Below are 18,477 nucleotides of genomic sequence, written 5' to 3'. Positions count from 1 at the left end.
TTTGTTACAATTTGATCCCTTACTTAAAAGAAAAGTATGTTATTCTAAAGGTGGAATATTGCTCATTATTTCACAATATAATCTTAGTAGGATTATAAAAGGAGGGAATCGCAATGTCTGAGATGACGTTGTCGACAAAACAAGCATGGGTTGGATTTAAGAATGGCAAATGGCAGCAAGAAATTGATGTAAGAGATTTTATCCAAGCAAACTTTACCCCATATGTTGGAGATGAACAATTTTTAAGTGGGGCAACAAAGGATACGTTGGAATTATGGGATCAAGTGTTAGAGCTATCCAAGAAAGAACGTGAAAATGGTGGCGTTCTTGATATGGATACAGCAATTGTATCAACCATTACATCTCATGGACCAGGCTACTTAGACAGTAACAAAGAAAAAATTGTGGGATTCCAGACAGATAAGCCTTTTAAACGTTCTTTACAGCCTTTTGGTGGCATTCGCATGGCTGCGAACTCCTGTGAGGCCTATGGGTATAAAGTGAATGAAGAAATTGAGCACATTTTTACAGCATATCGAAAAACGCATAACCAAGGTGTATTCGATGCCTACACTCCAGAAATGAAGCTTGCTCGAAAAGCAGGTATCATTACTGGTCTTCCAGATGCTTATGGTAGAGGTCGTATTATTGGAGACTACAGGCGTGTGGCATTATATGGTGTAGACAGACTTATTGAAGCTAAAAAAGAAGAATTAACCTATATTGGCGGTAACGGAATGATGTCTGAGGATATTATTCGAGATCGCGAAGAAACAATGGAGCAAATCCGTGCACTACAAGAGTTAAAAGAGATGGCAAAAGTATATGGATTTGATATTTCACAGCCAGCAAAAAATGCACATGAAGCATTTCAATGGCTCTATTTCGCTTACTTAGGAGCGATAAAAGAACAAAATGGAGCTGCGATGAGCTTAGGACGAGTTTCTACGTTCCTTGATATTTATATAGATCGTGATCTAGAAAGTGGTACTCTTACCGAAGAAGAAGCACAGGAGCTTGTCGATCACTTTGTGATGAAGCTACGCTTAGTTAAATTTGCACGCACACCAGATTACAATGATTTATTTAGTGGGGATCCAACATGGGTAACCGAATCCATTGGAGGTGTTGCAACAGATGGGACACCACTTGTAACAAAGAACTCCTATCGTTTCTTGCATACATTAACAAATCTAGGACCTGCACCAGAACCAAACTTAACAGTGTTATGGTCAAAAGCACTTCCAGATAACTTTAAGCGCTATTGTACAAAAATGTCGATTGAAACAAGCTCTATTCAGTACGAAAATGATGATTTAATGCGCGAAACATATGGCGATGATTACGGAATTGCATGCTGTGTATCCGCGATGGCAATTGGAAAGCAAATGCAATTTTTCGGGGCACGAGCTAACCTTGCCAAAGCATTACTATATGCAATTAATGGTGGTGTGGATGAAAAGCTCCGCATACAAGTTGCTCCTCCATTTGCAGCATATACGGAAGAATATCTCGATTATGAAGATATAATGGAAAAGTATGATCGTATGCTCGATTGGTTAGCAGGGCTCTATGTAAACACATTGAATATCATCCACTATATGCATGATAAATACAGCTACGAGCGCCTAGAAATGGCATTACACGACCGCGAAGTATTACGTACTATGGCTTGTGGTGTTGCCGGTTTATCTGTTGTAGCTGACTCACTTAGCGCCATTAAGTATGCACGCGTAAAAACGGTTCGCGATGACGACGGCTTTGTAGTTGATTTTGATATCGAAGGCGACTTTCCGAAATACGGAAACAATGATGACCGTGTTGACGCTATTGCAGTGGATCTTGTAACACGCTTTATGAACAAAATCAAACAGCATGGAACGTATCGGAATGCTGTTCCAACCCAATCCGTTCTAACGATTACTTCAAATGTGGTATATGGAAAGAAAACGGGAAGCACACCAGATGGAAGAAAAGCTGGAGAACCATTTGCTCCAGGCGCTAATCCAATGCATGGACGCGATACAAAAGGAGCACTTGCTTCTCTTAGTTCCGTGGCTAAATTGCCATATTCACAAGCACTTGATGGCATTAGTAACACCTTCTCTATCGTTCCAAAAGCACTTGGAAGAGATGAAGAAGTAAGAAAAATCAACCTAGCAGGAATGCTGGATGGCTACATGATCAAGGGTGGACATCACTTGAATATTAATGTATTTGATCGTGAAACCTTACTTGATGCCATGGAGCATCCAGAAGAATACCCACAGCTGACCATTCGGGTTTCTGGATATGCAGTGAATTTTATTAAACTAACAAGAGAACAACAAATCGATGTCATTAATCGTACCTTCCATGAAAGTAGATAAAAAAATATAGGTGCTGTCCTCCATATTCAAAGTGGAGGGCAGTACGATTAACATGAAAGATAGACCTTCTTACATGCTCTTTTAGAAAGGATGGGATGACAATGAAAGGCCGAATACATTCTGTTGAAACGTGTGGAACATTAGATGGTCCCGGGATTCGTTACGTACTCTTTATGCAAGGTTGTTTACTCCGGTGTCAATTCTGTCACAATCCAGACACATGGAAAATTGGGGACGGAAAAGAAGTTACCGTGGAAGAAATCGTAAGCGACATCAAAACATACCTTCCATTTTTTCAGGCATCTAATGGTGGCGTAACTGTAAGTGGTGGAGAGCCACTACTTCATACGAAGTTTCTCGTTGCCTTGTTTAAAGAATTAAAAAAACTCGGGATTCATACGGCAATTGATACATCAGGAGGTTGCTTTTCTAAATCACCATCCTTTATGAAGAGCTTAGATGAGCTATTAGCGCTTACTGATCTTGTCTTACTAGATTTAAAGCAAATTGATCCCTCAAAGCATAAAACGCTCACTGGTCTTTCTAATGAACATATTCTTGATTTTGCCCAATACCTTGCTTCTAAAAACATACCTGTTTGGATTAGACATGTGCTTGTTCCTGGCATTACCGACAATGATGCAGATTTACAAAAGCTAGCAACGTTTATTAAAGCGTTAGCAAATGTAGAAAAAGTGGAAGTACTTCCTTATCATAAGCTTGGTGTTTACAAGTGGGAAGCGTTAGGCTATGACTATCCGTTAAAAGACGTTGAACCACCGTCAGAAGAACGTGTTCTAAATGCGACAAATTTGTTAACAAATAGACAAATTCTTTAAAACCATCTATTTTAATTGTATAATTAAAGGTGAAGCAACTGAAAATCATACAACAGGAGTGGTAAAAATGAAAGCAGCACGTTGGTATGGTCAAAAGGATATTCGTGTAGAAGAAGTAACAGATCCAGCAGTTGAACAAGGTAAGGTAAAAATTAAGGTTGCATGGGCGGGAATATGCGGAAGTGATTTGCATGAATACGCAGCAGGACCAATATTTATCCCTGTCAAAGAAAAACATCCACTTACGAACGACATTGCTCCAATTATTATGGGACATGAATTTTCAGGTGAAGTAGTTGAAGTTGGAGAAGGTGTCGATCGTGTGAAACCGGGTGATCGTGTTACAGTAGAACCAATCTATAGCTGTGGAAAATGTAAGGCTTGCCGTTCTGGATTATACAATCTATGTAACCAGCTTGGCTTTCACGGCTTAGCAGGCGGCGGCGGTGGATTCGCTGAATATACAACAGTCCCTGAAGTAATGGTTCATAAAATTCCTGATTCAATGAGCTTTGAACAAGCGGCTTTAACAGAACCAGCAGCTGTTGCCCTTCACGCGATTAGACAAAGTAAACTTCGTGCCGGGGACACAGCAGCCGTATTTGGCGCTGGGCCAATCGGTTTGTTAACGATTCAAGCATTATTCTTATCTGGTGCAAGCAAAGTATATGCAGTGGAGCTTTCCCCTGAACGCAAAAAGCTTGCGAGCGATTTAGGTGCTATTGTGATTGATCCATCTGAAGTGGATCCTGTAGAAGAAATTCAAAAGCTAACAAATGGTGGTGTCGATATTGCCTATGAAGTCACCGGCGTACCTGTTGTACTTCAGCAATCCATCGATTCTACAAAGCTAGAAGGGGAAACTGTTATTATTAGTATTTGGGAAAGCAACCCACCAATTAATGCAAATAATGTCCTGTTAAAAGAGCGCAATGTTACAGGAACAATTGCATACCGTGATATTTTCCCTGCAGTGATTGAACTAATTGCCAATGGAAAATTCGCGGCAGAAAAGCTTATTACGAAAAAAATTAAATTAGATGAAATTGTAGATGAAGGATTCGAATCTTTAATGAAAGAAAAATCACAAGTGAAAATTCTTGTAAAGCCATAAAAAGCTTACACATATATGATCGTTAAACAAGGAGCTTCCTAGCCATTGGTTAGAGAAGCTCCTTCTCTATTTTCTTCTATAAACATTCGCAATCCAATGTAAAGGTTTTTGCATTAAGTTGTTTCTACATAGAGTATTTATTGTCATGAATATGCCAAAAAATCGTCATTGGTCTGTAACACTTTGTGAACAATTTAACTAAATTTCGCGCTATAATAGGTTTATCGTATGTTTTCACTATAAATATGTTAGTATCCAAATGAATTTGAATACGTCATTTATTGTGAATTAATTCACAACAAAAGGAGAGATAAAGCAATGGATATCCTAGAGCTAGCAAGATTACAGTTTGCATCAACAACCATTTTTCATTACTTTTTCGTGCCAGTTTCCATTGGACTTGTATTTATTATCGCAATCATGCAAACAATGTATGTAGTAAAAAAGCAAGATATTTATATGAAAATGACTAAATTTTGGGGAACACTTTTCTTAATTAACTTTGCTGTCGGCATTGTTACAGGGATTCTCCAGGAATTTCAATTCGGGATGAATTGGTCTACTTATTCCCGTTTTGTAGGCGATGTATTTGGACCATCCCTTGCGATTGAAGGTTTACTTGCATTCTTTATGGAATCAACCTTTATTGGAATTTGGATTTTCGGAGCAGATCGTTTATCAAAACGATTGCATTTAACATCCATATGGCTTGTATCTATCGGAACGATCCTTTCTGCTTTTTGGATTCTATCAGCTAATGCTTTTATGCAGAATCCTGTAGGATATGAATTTGCAGACGGAAGAGCACAAATGAATGATTTTGTTGCAATTTTAACCAACCCGCATCTTTGGGTACAGTTCCCACACGTGCTTTTCTCAGCATTTGCCACTGGCGCTTTTCTCATAGCTGGAATTAGTGCATGGAAGCTGATTAAAAAACAAGATGTCGCTATGTTCAAAAAATCATTTCGTGTTGCTGTAGTTGTTGGTACAATCGCAGCTTTCCTTGTTATGATTTTTGGTCACTCGCAAGCACAGCTTTTAATAAAGGAACAGCCAATGAAGCTTGCTGCTGCAGAAGCACTTTGGAATACGAGTGGGGATCCTGCACCATTTACATTAGTAGCAAATATTGATTCAGAAGAAAAAACGAATCACTTTGAAATTCAAATTCCTTATATGCTTAGCCTACTTTCTTACAATAAGTTTAGCGGACAAGTAGAAGGAATGAATCAACTACAAGAACAATATGAAGCTAAATACGGACCTGGAGATTATATCCCACCAGTAAAAACAGTATTCTGGAGCTTCCGTATCATGGTATTTACTGGAACAATTATGTTCTTGCTTGCACTTTATGGCTGGTATGCATCAAGAAAAGGTATACTAGAGCAAAAAACACGTTATTTAAAGCTAATGCTTTTCGGAATTTCACTTCCATTTATCGGAAATACTGCTGGGTGGATTATGACAGAAATGGGTCGTCAGCCATGGGTCGTGTTTGGTATGATGAAAACAGAGGATGCTGTATCACCAAGTGTCACAGCTAATGAGGTTCTCTTCTCACTCATTTCGTTTACGACAATTTATACGATATTAGCTGGAGTAACCATTTATTTATTTGTTAAGCACATTAAAAAAACCGATCAAAAAACGGAATCAAACGATAAAGTAGTCGATCCGTTTGATAAGGAGGCTAACAACATTGTCACTCAATGAGCTATGGTTTTTATTAATCGCGATCTTATTTATCGGATTCTTCGTTCTAGAAGGCTTTGATTTTGGAGTAGGAACTGTTTCACGATTTCTAGGAAAAGACGATGTCGAACGACGTGTATATATTAATACAATTGGTCCCTTCTGGGATGCAAATGAAGTTTGGCTCATCACTGCTGGTGGGGCAATGTTCGCTGCTTTTCCACATTGGTATGCTACGATGTTCAGCGGCTTTTATATCCCGCTTGTCTTTATGCTCTTAGCCTTAATTATTAGGGGGGTTGCATTTGAATTTCGCAGTAAGGTCGAAAACCCTAAATGGCGTACAACATGGGACTGGGCAATCTTTATCGGTAGCTTCCTCCCTCCTATACTTTGGGGTGTTGTCTTAACGAATTTTATGACAGGTATGCCAATTGATGGAAACAAAGAAATGGTCGGTGGTTTTCTTCAATTCCTCCACCCATTCGCATTATTAGGTGGGGTAATGTTCTTATTACTAACTGTCGTGCATGGATTGCAATTTATTACTTTGCGTACAGAAGGAGAGCTACAGGAACGTGCTAGAAAGCTTGCAAAGAAGCTTGCACCAATTACGTTGATCGCCTTCTTAGCATTTTTAGGCATTGGCTGGTATACAACTGATATTTTCACACAACATGGCAATGCATGGATTTTACTTCCAGTGTTTGCTTGGCTTTCTCTTTTAGGTGCTAGTGTATTCAATGTAAAACGTTTCGATAAACGTGCATTTACACTAACAAGCTTTTCCATTATTTTTCTTACAGCAAGTATTTTCATTGGGATGTTCCCAAGAGTCATGATCAGTACACTTGGAGCAGCAAATGATCTAACCATCTTTTCAGCAGCTTCTGGTGCATACACATTAAAGCTTATGTCTTATTTTTCATTAACATTGCTACCTTTTGTTCTCGGTTATCAAATATGGAGCTACTATGTATTTCGCAAGCGACTTAAAAAAAGTGAGCATTTGGAGTACTAATGTTTCGTAAACGTGGACTTCCAACAGGCAAAGGTAGCCTACCATTCTATGCAAGCTTGTCGATCATGACATTTTTGGAATCTGTTTTAATCATTGCTCAGGCCAGTTTTCTGGCCAGAGCAATTACATTTCTCTTTGAAGGTGCACAAATAAAAGAAATTGGGGCAGATGCTGCCCTATTTTTGCTTTTCTTTATGCTTCGCACGATTCTTGGTAGATGGAAGCAATATACAGCTGAACGCTTTGCAGATCGATACGGAGCACGTCTCCGCACAAAATTAGTTTCCTCTTATTTCCACACAGGACATCTTGTAGCAAGAGGCTTTGGAACAGGCCGTCTCGTTACACTTGCTATTGAAGGAATCAATAAAATGAAAGGCTATATTGAAATAGCTATCCCACGGATGGTTAGCATGGCCTTCATTCCTGCTTTGATTGTTCTGTACGTATTTTTCATTGACAAAATTTCAGCTGCCATTCTTGTTTTCACCGTACCAATTGTTATTATCTTTATGATTCTGCTTGGATTAGCCGCGCAGAAATTAGCTGACAAGCAATATGAAACATATCGAGTCCTTTCAAACCATTTTATGGACTCCTTAAAAGGCTTAGAAACACTCACCTATTTAGGTCAAAGTAAATCACATGAGAAAAAAATAAACCATGTTAGTGAACAATACCGGAAAGCAACGAATAAAACATTGCGGGTAGCTTTTTTATCTTCGTTTGCATTAGATTTCTTTACAAGTCTTTCTATTGCATTTGTTGCAGTTGGATTAGGGTTTCGGTTAATAGATGGAAATCTCACGTTACTTCCTGCTTTAACGATTTTAATTCTTGCTCCAGAATACTTTTTACCAATTCGTCAAGTAGGTAAGGATTACCACGCAACGCTTGACGGGCAAGTAGCAATGAAGGAAATAGAAAGCATGATTGATTTACATGAGGAAGCACAACCGATACAAAATCCGCTATCAAATCCAACCGATATTCAGTTAGATAAAGCTACCGTTCATGCTCAAAACACCCCTATTTTAAAAGATATTTCATTTTCTTGGAGTGGTAACGGCATGATTGGAGTCGTTGGACCAAGCGGAGCGGGCAAAACAACATTCATTCATATGCTTGCAGGCTTTCTCGATCCTACATTTGGACGTATCTTTGTCAACAACTCAGAAACGAATACATTAAATCGTGCAGACTGGCTGGATAAAATCGCCTACATTCCACAGCAGCCATATATTTTTCCAGCAACATTAGCTGATAATATCCGCTTCTATGAACCAGAAGCAACCGATGATGCGGTATGGAATGTAATAAAACAAATTGGACTTTATGATTTTGTGCAGCAGCTACCTAATGGAATTCATGAAGAGATAGGGGAAGCTGGAAGAAGCTTAAGTGGTGGACAAGAACAACGAATTGCCATTGCACGTGCTCTTCTTAGTAACCGTCCTGTTATCTTACTTGATGAACCAACAGCACATCTAGACATTGAAACCGAATTTGAAATCAAGCAACTAATAACACGTATATTTAAAAATAAGCTTGTATTTTTTGCAACACACCGCTATCACTGGATGAAGCAAATGGATTATTTACTTGTACTAAAAGGTGGTCAGCTCGTTGAAAAAGGAACACATGAACAGCTGTTAGAACAGGAAGGTACTTATCACCAATTATTTATGCAAGGGCGTGTTTCGAAATGAAAGAATGGATAATGCCATACATTCGCCAACATAAAAGTAGAATTGCATTAACCTTACTCATCGGCTTACTTGGTGTTGGTTCTGGTGCAATGCTGTTATTTGTATCTGGCTACTTAATTTCAAAATCCGCACTTCGACCAGAAAATGTGATGATGGTTTACGTTCCAATTGTTGCAGTACGTGCATTTAGTATTGGGAAAGCAGTATTTCCTTATCTAGAAAGACTTGTAAGTCATGACATCGTATTACGAATATTAGCAAGCATGCGAATCCGTCTCTATCGCTTAGTAGAGCCGCAAGCATTATTTTTTCGGTCTCGATATCAAACAGGAGATTTATTAGGTGTTCTATCCGATGATATTGAACATCTACAAGATCTTTATATCCGTACGATACTACCAGCAGGTCTTGGTGTCGTGCTTTATGCCGTTGTAATTAGTATCTTTGGTATATTTGATATTTCCTTTGCAGTAATGATGCTACTTCTCCTTGGGGTGATCATTTTTCTCATTCCAATCGTATCCTATCATGTGAATCGAACACATCATATTACGATTAAGAAAAGACGAAACCAATTATACCAGCAGCTAACAGATGCCATTTATGGCATTACGGACTGGAGAGCAAGTGGGAGAACAGACACGTTCTTACAAAGCTATCATGCACAAGATGAACAGCTTGTACAAACTGAACGTAAAATAAAAAGCTGGAAGCATCTTCAAGATATTATCAGTCAACTCGTCGTCGGAACATCGATTATTTTAGTGATGATTTGGGCTACCGTCCAAACAGGGCAAGGTGTATTTGAACCAACACTCATTGCAGCTTTTACATTAATGCTATTTTCTGTAACAGATGCATTTGTACCCCTAGCGGACGCAGTATCTCATATACCATCTTATCGGGATTCCATATCGAGAATCAAAAAAATGGAAGAGAACGCTGAACTGCAGGTTAATTCAAATGACGAGCCTCTTGCTTTCATAGAAGAACCAAGTTTAAAACTAAATAATGTTACCTACCATTATCCTGGTACCTCTACTCCAATCCTTTGTGATCTATCATTAACCATCCCTGTTGGAAAAAAGATCGCGGTATTAGGAAAAAGTGGTGCTGGAAAATCAACATTAGTAAAGCTTCTTGCTGGTGCCATTAAACCCGATAGTGGAAGCATTACAATTGGCGAGCAAACTGTTCATAGTGGACTTCTTTCCCACCAAATCGGGGTTTTAAATCAGAAGCCACATCTGTTCGATACAACTATTGGTAACAACATTCGGATAGGTAGACCAGAAGCAAGTGAAGCAGATGTATGGAAGGCGATTGAACAAGCACAGCTTTCTCAGCTTATCCATTCTCTTCCGAAAGGCCTAGACACACCAATGCTGGAAATGGGCAGTCGCTTTTCAGGTGGAGAAAGGCAACGAATTGCATTTGCACGTGTGCTATTACAAAACACGCCTATTCTTCTTGTTGATGAAGCAACGATTGGCTTAGACCCTATTACAGAAACTGAATTAATTCAAACAATTCTACATGCTGCTTCCGATAAAACGATTGTTTGGGTAACACATCATCTTGCAGGAGCAAAGAATATGGATGAGATCATTTTTATAAAGGATGGAGCCATTTCCATTCACGGAAGTCATGATAAGTTAATTAAAGAAAACGCCTACTACAAAGAATTATACTTTATGGATCAACTTAATTAACGAATCACCTAATATAAAATGCGCCCAAAAAGCGATGGAGAAATAAACCCTCCTTCTATTATTGGGCGCTTTTCTATTTAGACGATTCCTAACTCCCTTCAAAAACACATTCAAATTCTCCTTATTACGCAAGAAAGATTGCACCATATACTAATGCCCCTGCAACAACATACACCGGGCTTATCCGCCATCTCTCTAGGCATAAAAACGCTCCAACACCAAGAATAATCGTATGGCCAAGCCCGGCATTTTCATACGAATGAAAGAAAAAGTCATATGTCATCACACCAAGTAACACGGCAATCGTTGGTCGGACAATCTTTGTCAATCGCTTTACCCTTGGTGACTGCTTATATTTCATTAAAACCCCAAGTAAGGCAATCATTAATAAAAGCGAAGGTGCCACTGATGCAAAAACACCAATAAATGCGCCAAGTATCCCACCTTGATCATAGCCAATATATGCTGCCAGCTTTGTTGCAATTGGACCTGGTAGTCCATTCCCAAGCGCGACCATTTCACTAAACTCCTGTGTTGAAAACCAGCCATACCGATCAACCACCTCATACTCTAGCAATGGAATAGTTGCCGGACCACCGCCGTAGCCGAGTAAATTTGCTACAAAATTCGCTAAAAATATATCCCAATAGATCATTTATCCTTCACCTGCCGCTCTTTCCGGAAGTCTGCGTTAGAAAATAAAGCAATCCCAATTAATCCAGCAATTAAAAGCGCAGGATGAATTCCTAACAGCTCCATAACAAAAAGACTAATTATCGTATAAATAATTGTTGGTAGCCATCCCATGCCAGCTCGTGATTTTTGAAAGAAATCCCATGCCAACACGCCAATCATCACACCTGCTACAGGAAGAACTCCGTTTGCCATTCCTTGGACCAATGGAGAGTCCTTGTATGCATTTAAAACCGTTAACAATAAAATCATGAGAATTGCTGTTGGAAGAACCGTTGCAATTACGGCGTTAACAAGTCCCAAAAACCCACAAAGTCTAAAGCCGATGTAACCAGACATTTTCGTATTTATTGGACCTGGCAATGTATTTGACAATGCCAAAATATCGGAAAACTCTTCATCATCCATCCACTTATATGTATCCACGACTTCCTTTTTCATTAGCGGGATGGCAGAAAGCCCTCCACCATAACCGAGCATGCTTGCTCGAAAAAACGCCAAAAACAAATTCTTTTGATCCAGATTATACTGTTGCTTATTATTTCGTTTCACGATACCACTGTCCTTTATATTTAACCGCGAAGATCCATCTACACAAATAGACGAATAACGTAAGATTCCTTTTGAATACTACGTTATCCGTCTATTTTTTTCAAGTCTCCGTGCGTTTTCTCATTGCTTAACTTGATCACTTGCCATTCGTTTACGTTGCTGTTGGTGGCGGATTGTACCGGCAAGAGCATACAAAACCGCATTTGTGACAAAATGAGAGGAATGATCATTTGCATCCTGCTGTGGATATACTTCTACATAGTCCATCCCGCAAATACCAAATTCAGCAAATGCATATACTAATTCAAGCAGTTCGAATGACGTTAACCCATTTCCATCAACTGGACCACCAGGATTAAAAGCAAAGTCAAGCACATCACTACATATCGTTAAGTAAACTGCCTTCGTTCCTTTACTTGCAATTTGATAGGCTTCTTCTGCGATTTCCTTCAAGCTGGAAGCAAAACGTATTTCCCTTGAGGTAATTGTTGTTGCTCCAACCTCTTTTGCATACTTACCTGTTTGTGGCTCATTCCTCGGACCGTGAATACCCATATGAACGATGCTTTCATTTCGAATCCCTTCACACGTATAAATGTTATGAAAAGGTGTACTTCGCGCATATTGGTCTCCTTCAAAATGAGGGTGGTTATCATAATGTGCATCAAGGTGGATCACACCAATTTCTCCATCTACTTGTTCGGCCATCGCCTTGACAATTGGGAAGGTTATACCATGATCACCGCCAAACGCTACTGGAAATGCCCCTGTATTCCAGACGTTTGTCGCAAAGCCTTCTATCCGTCGCACCGTCTCTAATGTATCTGCTGGAACAACGTCCACATCACCTAAATCACCAATCGTATAATGCTCGAGTACATCAATATGGTCAAGCTCTGGAAGATATCCTGAGTATCTTGCAGAATTTAGCCGAATGACCTTTGGGCCTAATTCACAACCTGTATAATCTCCCCAGGTCACCGCCCCCTCCCACGGGACACCATATACGAGAACGTCAAAGTTCTGCCGTGCTGCTTCATCTAATGTTGTTTTTTTTCCTCCTAAAAAACAAGGTGTATTTCCATATAGTTTTTCACCCATAATCCTCTCTCCTTATATGCTATGATTAGACACTTTTTTATCTTCTCTTGCTTCTAGAGTTGAATTATTTGGCAGCTACCTTATCATACTCTGCAAGCATTTCCTTTGTTGGTCCTGCTCCTAGTAAACTAAATATTACTATTGCGACACTAGATAATAGAAATCCTGGAACCATTTCATACAGCGCTGATCCAGTTAGTGGCCATGTGAAGATTGTAATTCCTCCAACAATAATTCCTGCTAAAACCCCATTTCTGGTTGTCTTTCTCCAAAACAAGGAAAATAAGATTGCTGGTCCAAAGGTAGCACCAAAACCTGCCCATGCATAAGAGACTAATTTTAAAACTGAGCTTGATTCATTCCACGCAAGGGTTAAAGCAATTAAGGCAATGATAAGCACAGAAAATCTTCCTATCCATACAAGCTCTTTTTCGCTCGCATGCTTTCTTAAATATCGACGATAAAAATCTTCAGAAAGCGCACTGGATGACACGAGTAGCTGTGAATCAACGGTACTCATAATCGCAGCTAATACTGCGGCAAGGAGAATCCCAGCAATCCACGGATCATAAACGACTTGTACGAGCTGAATAAAGACTTGCTCCGAATCTGCTAGCGGTTCGTCAAAGGTAACAATCCCGAGCATGCCAACGATGAGCGCACCATAAAGTGGAACAACTAACCCCATACTGACACTTATTAACCTTGCCTTGCGAATGTCCTGATGCGAACGAATTGCCATAAAGCGAGCTAAAATGTGCGGTTGACCAAAATATCCTAATCCCCAAGCAAGTGCGGAAATAATGCCAACAGCTCCGATTGGGCCTGCTGCTTCCCATAAAACTCCATTAGTAGCATTGTATGATGTTCCAGAAAATGCGTCGATTAAACTCGTGTTAATGGAGCCAAGCTGGTGAAACAATTCACCGAAACCACCGATTTTTATGATGCCGTATATTGCTGTAAACGCTAATGCAATCGACATCAATACTCCTTGAATAAGGTCAGTATAGCTTACGGCAAGAAAGCCGCCTAAAAACGTGTATGCGACAATAATAGCAGTACCTACAAGGAGGGAAGTATGATAATCAATTTCGAATGTCCCCTGAAACAGCTTCGCTCCTGCTACTAATCCTGATGCCGTATAAAATAGAAAAAATACCAAAATAAATAGTGCGGAAATAACACGAAGCAAATGAGATTCATCGCGAAAACGATTTTCAAAAAACTCAGGTAGGGTAATTGAATCCTTTGTATATGCAGTATAAATGCGCAGCCGTTTCGCCACATATTGCCAATTAATCATCGCTCCAACAGCAAGCCCTAATGCTATCCATAAACTCCAGGTTCCTAGCCCAGCAGCATACGCAGCTCCTGGCAGTCCAATAAGTAACCAGCCACTAAAGTCACTTGCTGATGCTGAAAATGCAGTTGTCCAGCTGTTTAGTCTCCTACCCCCAAGCACATAATCTGACAATGTAGCTGTCATTCGATAGGTGAAAAAGCCAATAAAAATCATAACAACAAGATAAACAACAAACGTAATGAGCGTTGCATTCACGTATCATTCCCCCGTTCTGTAAAAAATGTCACCAGTGCCCAGATAACGAGCAAAGGCATTGGAACGACAAACAAAAAAAATGTCCAAGCATCGAGTGTATGTGTCACCAAAGCTACCTCCTCTTCTTTTTGTTCCCATTTAGGATCCACCAATTTTACTAATTACTAGTCGCTTTCCCTATAACGCATTTGCCAAACGTGATTTTTGGGATCCCATATTAAAGTTGTATTCAAACAAGCGTAGAATATGAAAATAAAGAAAACCTAGAAAAGCGCAGCTTCAACACATGCCCTTTACTAGGTTATAATTTGAGAAATCATTTTATATTCGCTAACATATACAAACTTCCTAATACTTTAATCCCTATCCTGCCATATTTATCGCTTTCCATATTTGTACGAGTCCATCTGTAATGCGACCAACTACGACATCATCCTTTTCATATTGACCATGTGATAGCGGATTCCAGCTCGTAATGCAGCCACCTGCATTTACAGCAACATCATCTGTCACTGCTGATTGATACGCTTCGTTCACACCTTTCAGTGGGTAGGCTAGGATATCATCCTTATCATAAAAATTCACCCACTCTCCTTCCACATTCGGATAATGGTCAGAAATTAACGGGGATGGAACATGGATAGGTGAACCAAAATCAAGGTAGCGCAATGACCACAAGGCAAGTGGACTTCCCATTGTATAGAATAACGTCAATGTTTCACATTGCTCCATTGGCGTTTCCCCCATACATTGCCTTGTTTTATCCCCAATTTGCTCGCGTCTAAATTGGAGATCAAAAAAGTAATTACTTGCGACAACGGTTCCGAGACTATGGCTAATAATACAAAGCGGAGCAAGACTTCCTGCCCTTTTACGCAAATGCTGTAGAGATGAAGCAACAAGGGAATGAACATGATGATAATTTTGATCCCCAAGTAAGGTAGGCTGATAAGCTACTGCATCTGCTAAAAACTCAAGAACAAAGCGTCGAAGATATGGAAAATCAAGCTGCGCACTTTCTTGAAGCTGCTCCCACATTTTTTTTTGCTCCGATTCAAAAATGGCGGACCAAAAAATGGGTTGAAATTCAAGCTCATCTTCAGCATTCGGGATTGATAGTTTAACAGCAAATTCCTTTTTTACCCGTTCAATCAAAGCTTCTGCAAAGTTTTCGTCAGGAGTTCCAGCACCATGAATAATAGCAACTGCTATTTTTTGCGTCACACGAATCTCCTCCCCACCGCTTTTTACAAGCGTATTTGATACAAGTGTAAGCGAATAAGACAAGCAGGAAAAGAGAATGTAGTCCTATTTTCAAGAATTATCAGTATTTTTATTCAAGGTTATCGGTGTCCGATAAAACAATCTTATAGTAATTACTCCACATAAATCGAATCAATAATCGTTCGATTAAATGGCTTTCCTTGCTTTGTTTTTCCCTCTACATCAATCGTAATATTATATACGGACCCTTTATCTTTAACTGGTAGCTCCTTCGATAAATCTGTTGTTCCCTTTTTCGTAAAGGTTTGCATCGTATCCGGTTGCCCCGACTTCGTAATTCGGTAAGTAGCCTGTAACGATTTTTCTTCTAGCACAACATTGTTTGCATGTAGCCAATAGTTCCATGTATTACTATTTGTTATCTTATTTTTTGTGCTTTCACTTTCAACTAGTTTTTGTGCGGAATGAAAGTTCGCAACGAGCAAATAGCCATTTTTGTCCTCTGAAGAAAGCGTTAGCTCCCATTCTCCGCTTTTTGGTTCGTCGATCGAAATCGTATATTGATAAGCACCCTGATACACACCTTCCTCTAAAATAGAATGCTTAAGAGCTGGCTCCACGACCTTACCATTAGGCGAAAGCAATGTAACTGATGAAATCGGTGTAGCACTTAACACCCGCATCGTTACATTGTTTACATTATCCTCCACCGCCATCGTAATGCGTTCATCTATACCTTCTGTAAGTTTTCCCCCTCGTATCCATTGATTGCTTAAAGGTCGTGCATTACTATCGTCCTTTGCTTCCCGCTTTTTATAAACAGCATTTGGCTGGGGATCGATTAGAGCTCCTTCAAATACAGGGAACGTTAGTCCTGTTCGAATCGTCGAATGTGTCCATTCTCCAATTGCTAATTGCTCTCCACCAGGTAATCTGCTACTCGCCGTTGTCACAACCCCATCATTTGAGCCATATTGCGATAAATAAACACCACCATACCAGGTTGATGAAAACACCGAACCCCAGCTTGTTCCTCCTAACGTATAATAGTCGTTATAATATGCTTTCGGTTCTTGATCGATAACCGATCGAAAATTGGCCATGTTCCCCGTTTGCATCGCATACGTACCATCTCCCTTTGCACCAATTAAATCTGCTAGCCAGCTCGACCACGAACTATAGGCCAAATCAGCTAGTTGTGAGCCATGATGAGGACTAGATAATGTAATAACATTCTGGACATATTGCCATGCACCATAGTATGTCAACGCCGTTTGTGTATCCACGCCTCCCTTACTGTATGCAACGATTGTGATTGGCTTCCCACCAAAATGATTGGAAATTTCTACGATCTTTTCTGCAAGTAAGGCTCCATTATCCCACATATCTGCTGATGCACCACCAGCATCGTATAATTGGATAAATGCCGTCTGATATCCTGCATCAAATGCCGTTTGGAACATATCATTATTTTCCCAAAATATTTGTGCCACATTATTTAGCCCAGGAACAAATAATAAGACAGGAGCATTTGGAATAAGATTTGGTGGAACATCGCCCTTATACCATTCTCCAGGCGTTTCTGCATTGCCATTTCCCACCTTTCCAGTAATCGTTTCTTCTTCATTACTATCAACAAGAAAAGGTAAAGCTGGAGCATGCTTAGCAACATCAGTCACTGCGTCTGCTTTCACTGAATAATTAGTAATACCGAACAAAAGAACCATCAGCAAGCTTGTAAAAAATATAAATTGGACACGTTTCATTGTAATCCTTCTCCCCTTTCTTCTATTCCATTTCCATTATATTTACATCAATGCCTAAACATAACGCGATATCGATTTTCCCAACACATGGAACTCTCATTTCCATTTTCCTATCTTTCTAGCACTTGGAACTTATGACAAATTAATGACTTCTCTTTAGTTTGTGATAATTGTTACATTTTTCGATTTCCCCCTCCTTTACACTTTAAGTAGAACGAATATAAAAGAGGTGAAGTGGATGCTGAAACAACTTTTAGAAAAAGATTGGAACAACATGGTTGACGCTGCGCTACCAAATCCAGATGAAGAACTTAATCAATCACCGTACAATTCTAATCTCGGATTAAGTATGGCAGAGGATGCCAAGAAAGTAGTAAATGGAAAACTAGATATTGAAGTTTTTCATAAAAAATATCACGCATCATTAACAAGTGAATTTGGAGATTTATTTACACAAGCACCAGTAGAGAGTAAAAAAGAGAATGGTGTTAAATGGGGAATGGTAATCGATCTTCGAAAGTGTGTTGGCTGTGATTCTTGTACCGTTGCCTGTAAAGCGGAAAACCGCACCCCTCCAGGCATTTCTTATAATGTAGTACTTGAAGAAGAAATTGGGGAATTTCCAAACGTTGCCAAAGTTAATTTACCAATGCCATGTATGCACTGCGACAACCCACCATGTGTACAGGTGTGTCCAGTTCGAGCTACCTTTAAGCTAGATAATGGTATTGTTACGATTGATAACGACCGTTGTATCGGCTGCCGCTATTGTATCGTAGCCTGTCCATATGGCGCTAGATCGTATGATTTTGGCGAGAGCTATGAAGATGAAATGCTTGGCTTTAATGATGTTTCAAGCCCAGAATACGGGATCGAACGTGGCGAAAGAAAGCCTAAGAAAACTCCAATTGGAACCGTTCGCAAATGTAATTTCTGTATGCACCGTCTAGAGCGTGGTGAAGAGCCTGCATGTGTAGAAACGTGTATTGGGGATGCTAGATTTTTCGGAGATCTTAATGATCCGAATAGTACCGTTTCAAAGCTAGCAAACAGCCCACGAGCATTCCGCCTAAAGAGCGAGCTCGGAGCAGGACCTAATGTAATCTACTTAAAATAAA

At 39.7% G+C, this 18,477-nt stretch carries 14 protein-coding genes; 8 read left to right on the top strand and 6 right to left on the bottom strand.

Annotated features, from left to right (window positions below; all coding sequences use genetic code 11):
* The first annotated feature begins 113 nt into the window (after positions 1-113).
* From pflB to cydC, 7 genes are all read left to right on the top strand, one after another.
* Positions 114-2,369: a formate C-acetyltransferase gene (pflB, locus tag QBK89_RS01150; protein ID WP_284139167.1), complete on the top strand. Its 2,256-nt coding sequence runs from the start codon at positions 114-116 to the stop codon at positions 2,367-2,369.
* A 95-nt stretch (positions 2,370-2,464) separates the two neighbouring features.
* Positions 2,465-3,208, top strand: coding sequence for a pyruvate formate-lyase-activating protein (gene pflA / locus QBK89_RS01145; protein ID WP_284139166.1), 744 nt, complete (start codon positions 2,465-2,467; stop codon positions 3,206-3,208).
* A gap of 67 nt (positions 3,209-3,275) precedes the next feature.
* On the top strand, positions 3,276-4,322 hold the full coding sequence (locus QBK89_RS01140; RefSeq protein WP_284139165.1) for a 2,3-butanediol dehydrogenase: 1,047 nt from the start codon (positions 3,276-3,278) through the stop codon (positions 4,320-4,322).
* Between the two features lie 318 nt (positions 4,323-4,640).
* The gene (locus QBK89_RS01135) at positions 4,641-6,041 is read left to right on the top strand and encodes a cytochrome ubiquinol oxidase subunit I (protein ID WP_284139164.1); all 1,401 of its coding nucleotides are present in this window, start codon (positions 4,641-4,643) and stop codon (positions 6,039-6,041) included.
* On the top strand, positions 6,028-7,041 hold the full coding sequence (cydB, locus tag QBK89_RS01130; protein ID WP_284139163.1) for a cytochrome d ubiquinol oxidase subunit II: 1,014 nt from the start codon (positions 6,028-6,030) through the stop codon (positions 7,039-7,041). The genes QBK89_RS01135 and cydB overlap by 14 nt, the downstream gene beginning before the upstream one ends.
* Positions 7,041-8,750 carry a thiol reductant ABC exporter subunit CydD gene (cydD, locus tag QBK89_RS01125; protein WP_284139162.1) on the top strand — a complete coding sequence of 570 codons (1,710 nt, stop codon included), beginning with the start codon at positions 7,041-7,043 and terminating at the stop codon, positions 8,748-8,750. The genes cydB and cydD overlap by 1 nt, the downstream gene beginning before the upstream one ends.
* A complete protein-coding gene (cydC, locus tag QBK89_RS01120) occupies positions 8,747-10,462 on the top strand; it encodes a thiol reductant ABC exporter subunit CydC (RefSeq protein WP_284139161.1) in 1,716 nt (571 codons plus the stop codon). Before cydD ends, cydC begins: the two co-directional genes overlap by 4 nt.
* A 124-nt stretch (positions 10,463-10,586) precedes the next feature.
* On the opposite strand, the gene QBK89_RS01115 is transcribed toward cydC, so the two are convergent.
* From QBK89_RS01115 to QBK89_RS01090, 6 genes are all read right to left on the bottom strand, one after another.
* The gene (locus tag QBK89_RS01115; protein ID WP_284139160.1) at positions 10,587-11,117 is read right to left on the bottom strand and encodes a chromate transporter; all 531 of its coding nucleotides are present in this window, start codon (positions 11,115-11,117) and stop codon (positions 10,587-10,589) included.
* A complete protein-coding gene (locus tag QBK89_RS01110; protein WP_443089773.1) occupies positions 11,114-11,707 on the bottom strand; it encodes a chromate transporter in 594 nt (197 codons plus the stop codon). The genes QBK89_RS01115 and QBK89_RS01110 overlap by 4 nt, the downstream gene beginning before the upstream one ends.
* Positions 11,708-11,827: 120 nt before the next feature.
* A complete protein-coding gene (locus QBK89_RS01105; RefSeq protein ID WP_284139159.1) occupies positions 11,828-12,808 on the bottom strand; it encodes an agmatinase family protein in 981 nt (326 codons plus the stop codon).
* Positions 12,809-12,872: 64 nt separating this feature from the next.
* Positions 12,873-14,369 (bottom strand): sodium/proline symporter PutP, encoded by a 1,497-nt coding sequence (putP, locus tag QBK89_RS01100; protein ID WP_284139158.1) that lies wholly within the window; start codon positions 14,367-14,369, stop codon positions 12,873-12,875.
* A 363-nt stretch (positions 14,370-14,732) separates the two neighbouring features.
* Complete coding sequence (locus QBK89_RS01095) at positions 14,733-15,593, bottom strand: chemotaxis protein (protein ID WP_284139157.1); 861 nt, start codon at positions 15,591-15,593, stop codon at positions 14,733-14,735.
* A gap of 152 nt (positions 15,594-15,745) precedes the next feature.
* Complete coding sequence (locus QBK89_RS01090) at positions 15,746-17,359, bottom strand: esterase/lipase family protein (protein ID WP_284139156.1); 1,614 nt, start codon at positions 17,357-17,359, stop codon at positions 15,746-15,748.
* 238 nt (positions 17,360-17,597) lie between these two features.
* Here QBK89_RS01090 and QBK89_RS01085 point away from each other — a divergent pair, with 238 nt between their 5' ends.
* The gene (locus tag QBK89_RS01085) at positions 17,598-18,476 is read left to right on the top strand and encodes a 4Fe-4S dicluster domain-containing protein (RefSeq protein ID WP_284139155.1); all 879 of its coding nucleotides are present in this window, start codon (positions 17,598-17,600) and stop codon (positions 18,474-18,476) included.
* The last annotated feature ends 1 nt before the right edge of the window (position 18,477 follow it).

This window comes from Virgibacillus sp. LDC-1 (assembly GCF_030137545.1).
Classification (GTDB): domain Bacteria; phylum Bacillota; class Bacilli; order Bacillales; family Amphibacillaceae; genus LDC-1.
Note: the sequence above shows the minus strand (reverse complement) of the source record. Positions and strands in the feature narration are given on the sequence as shown.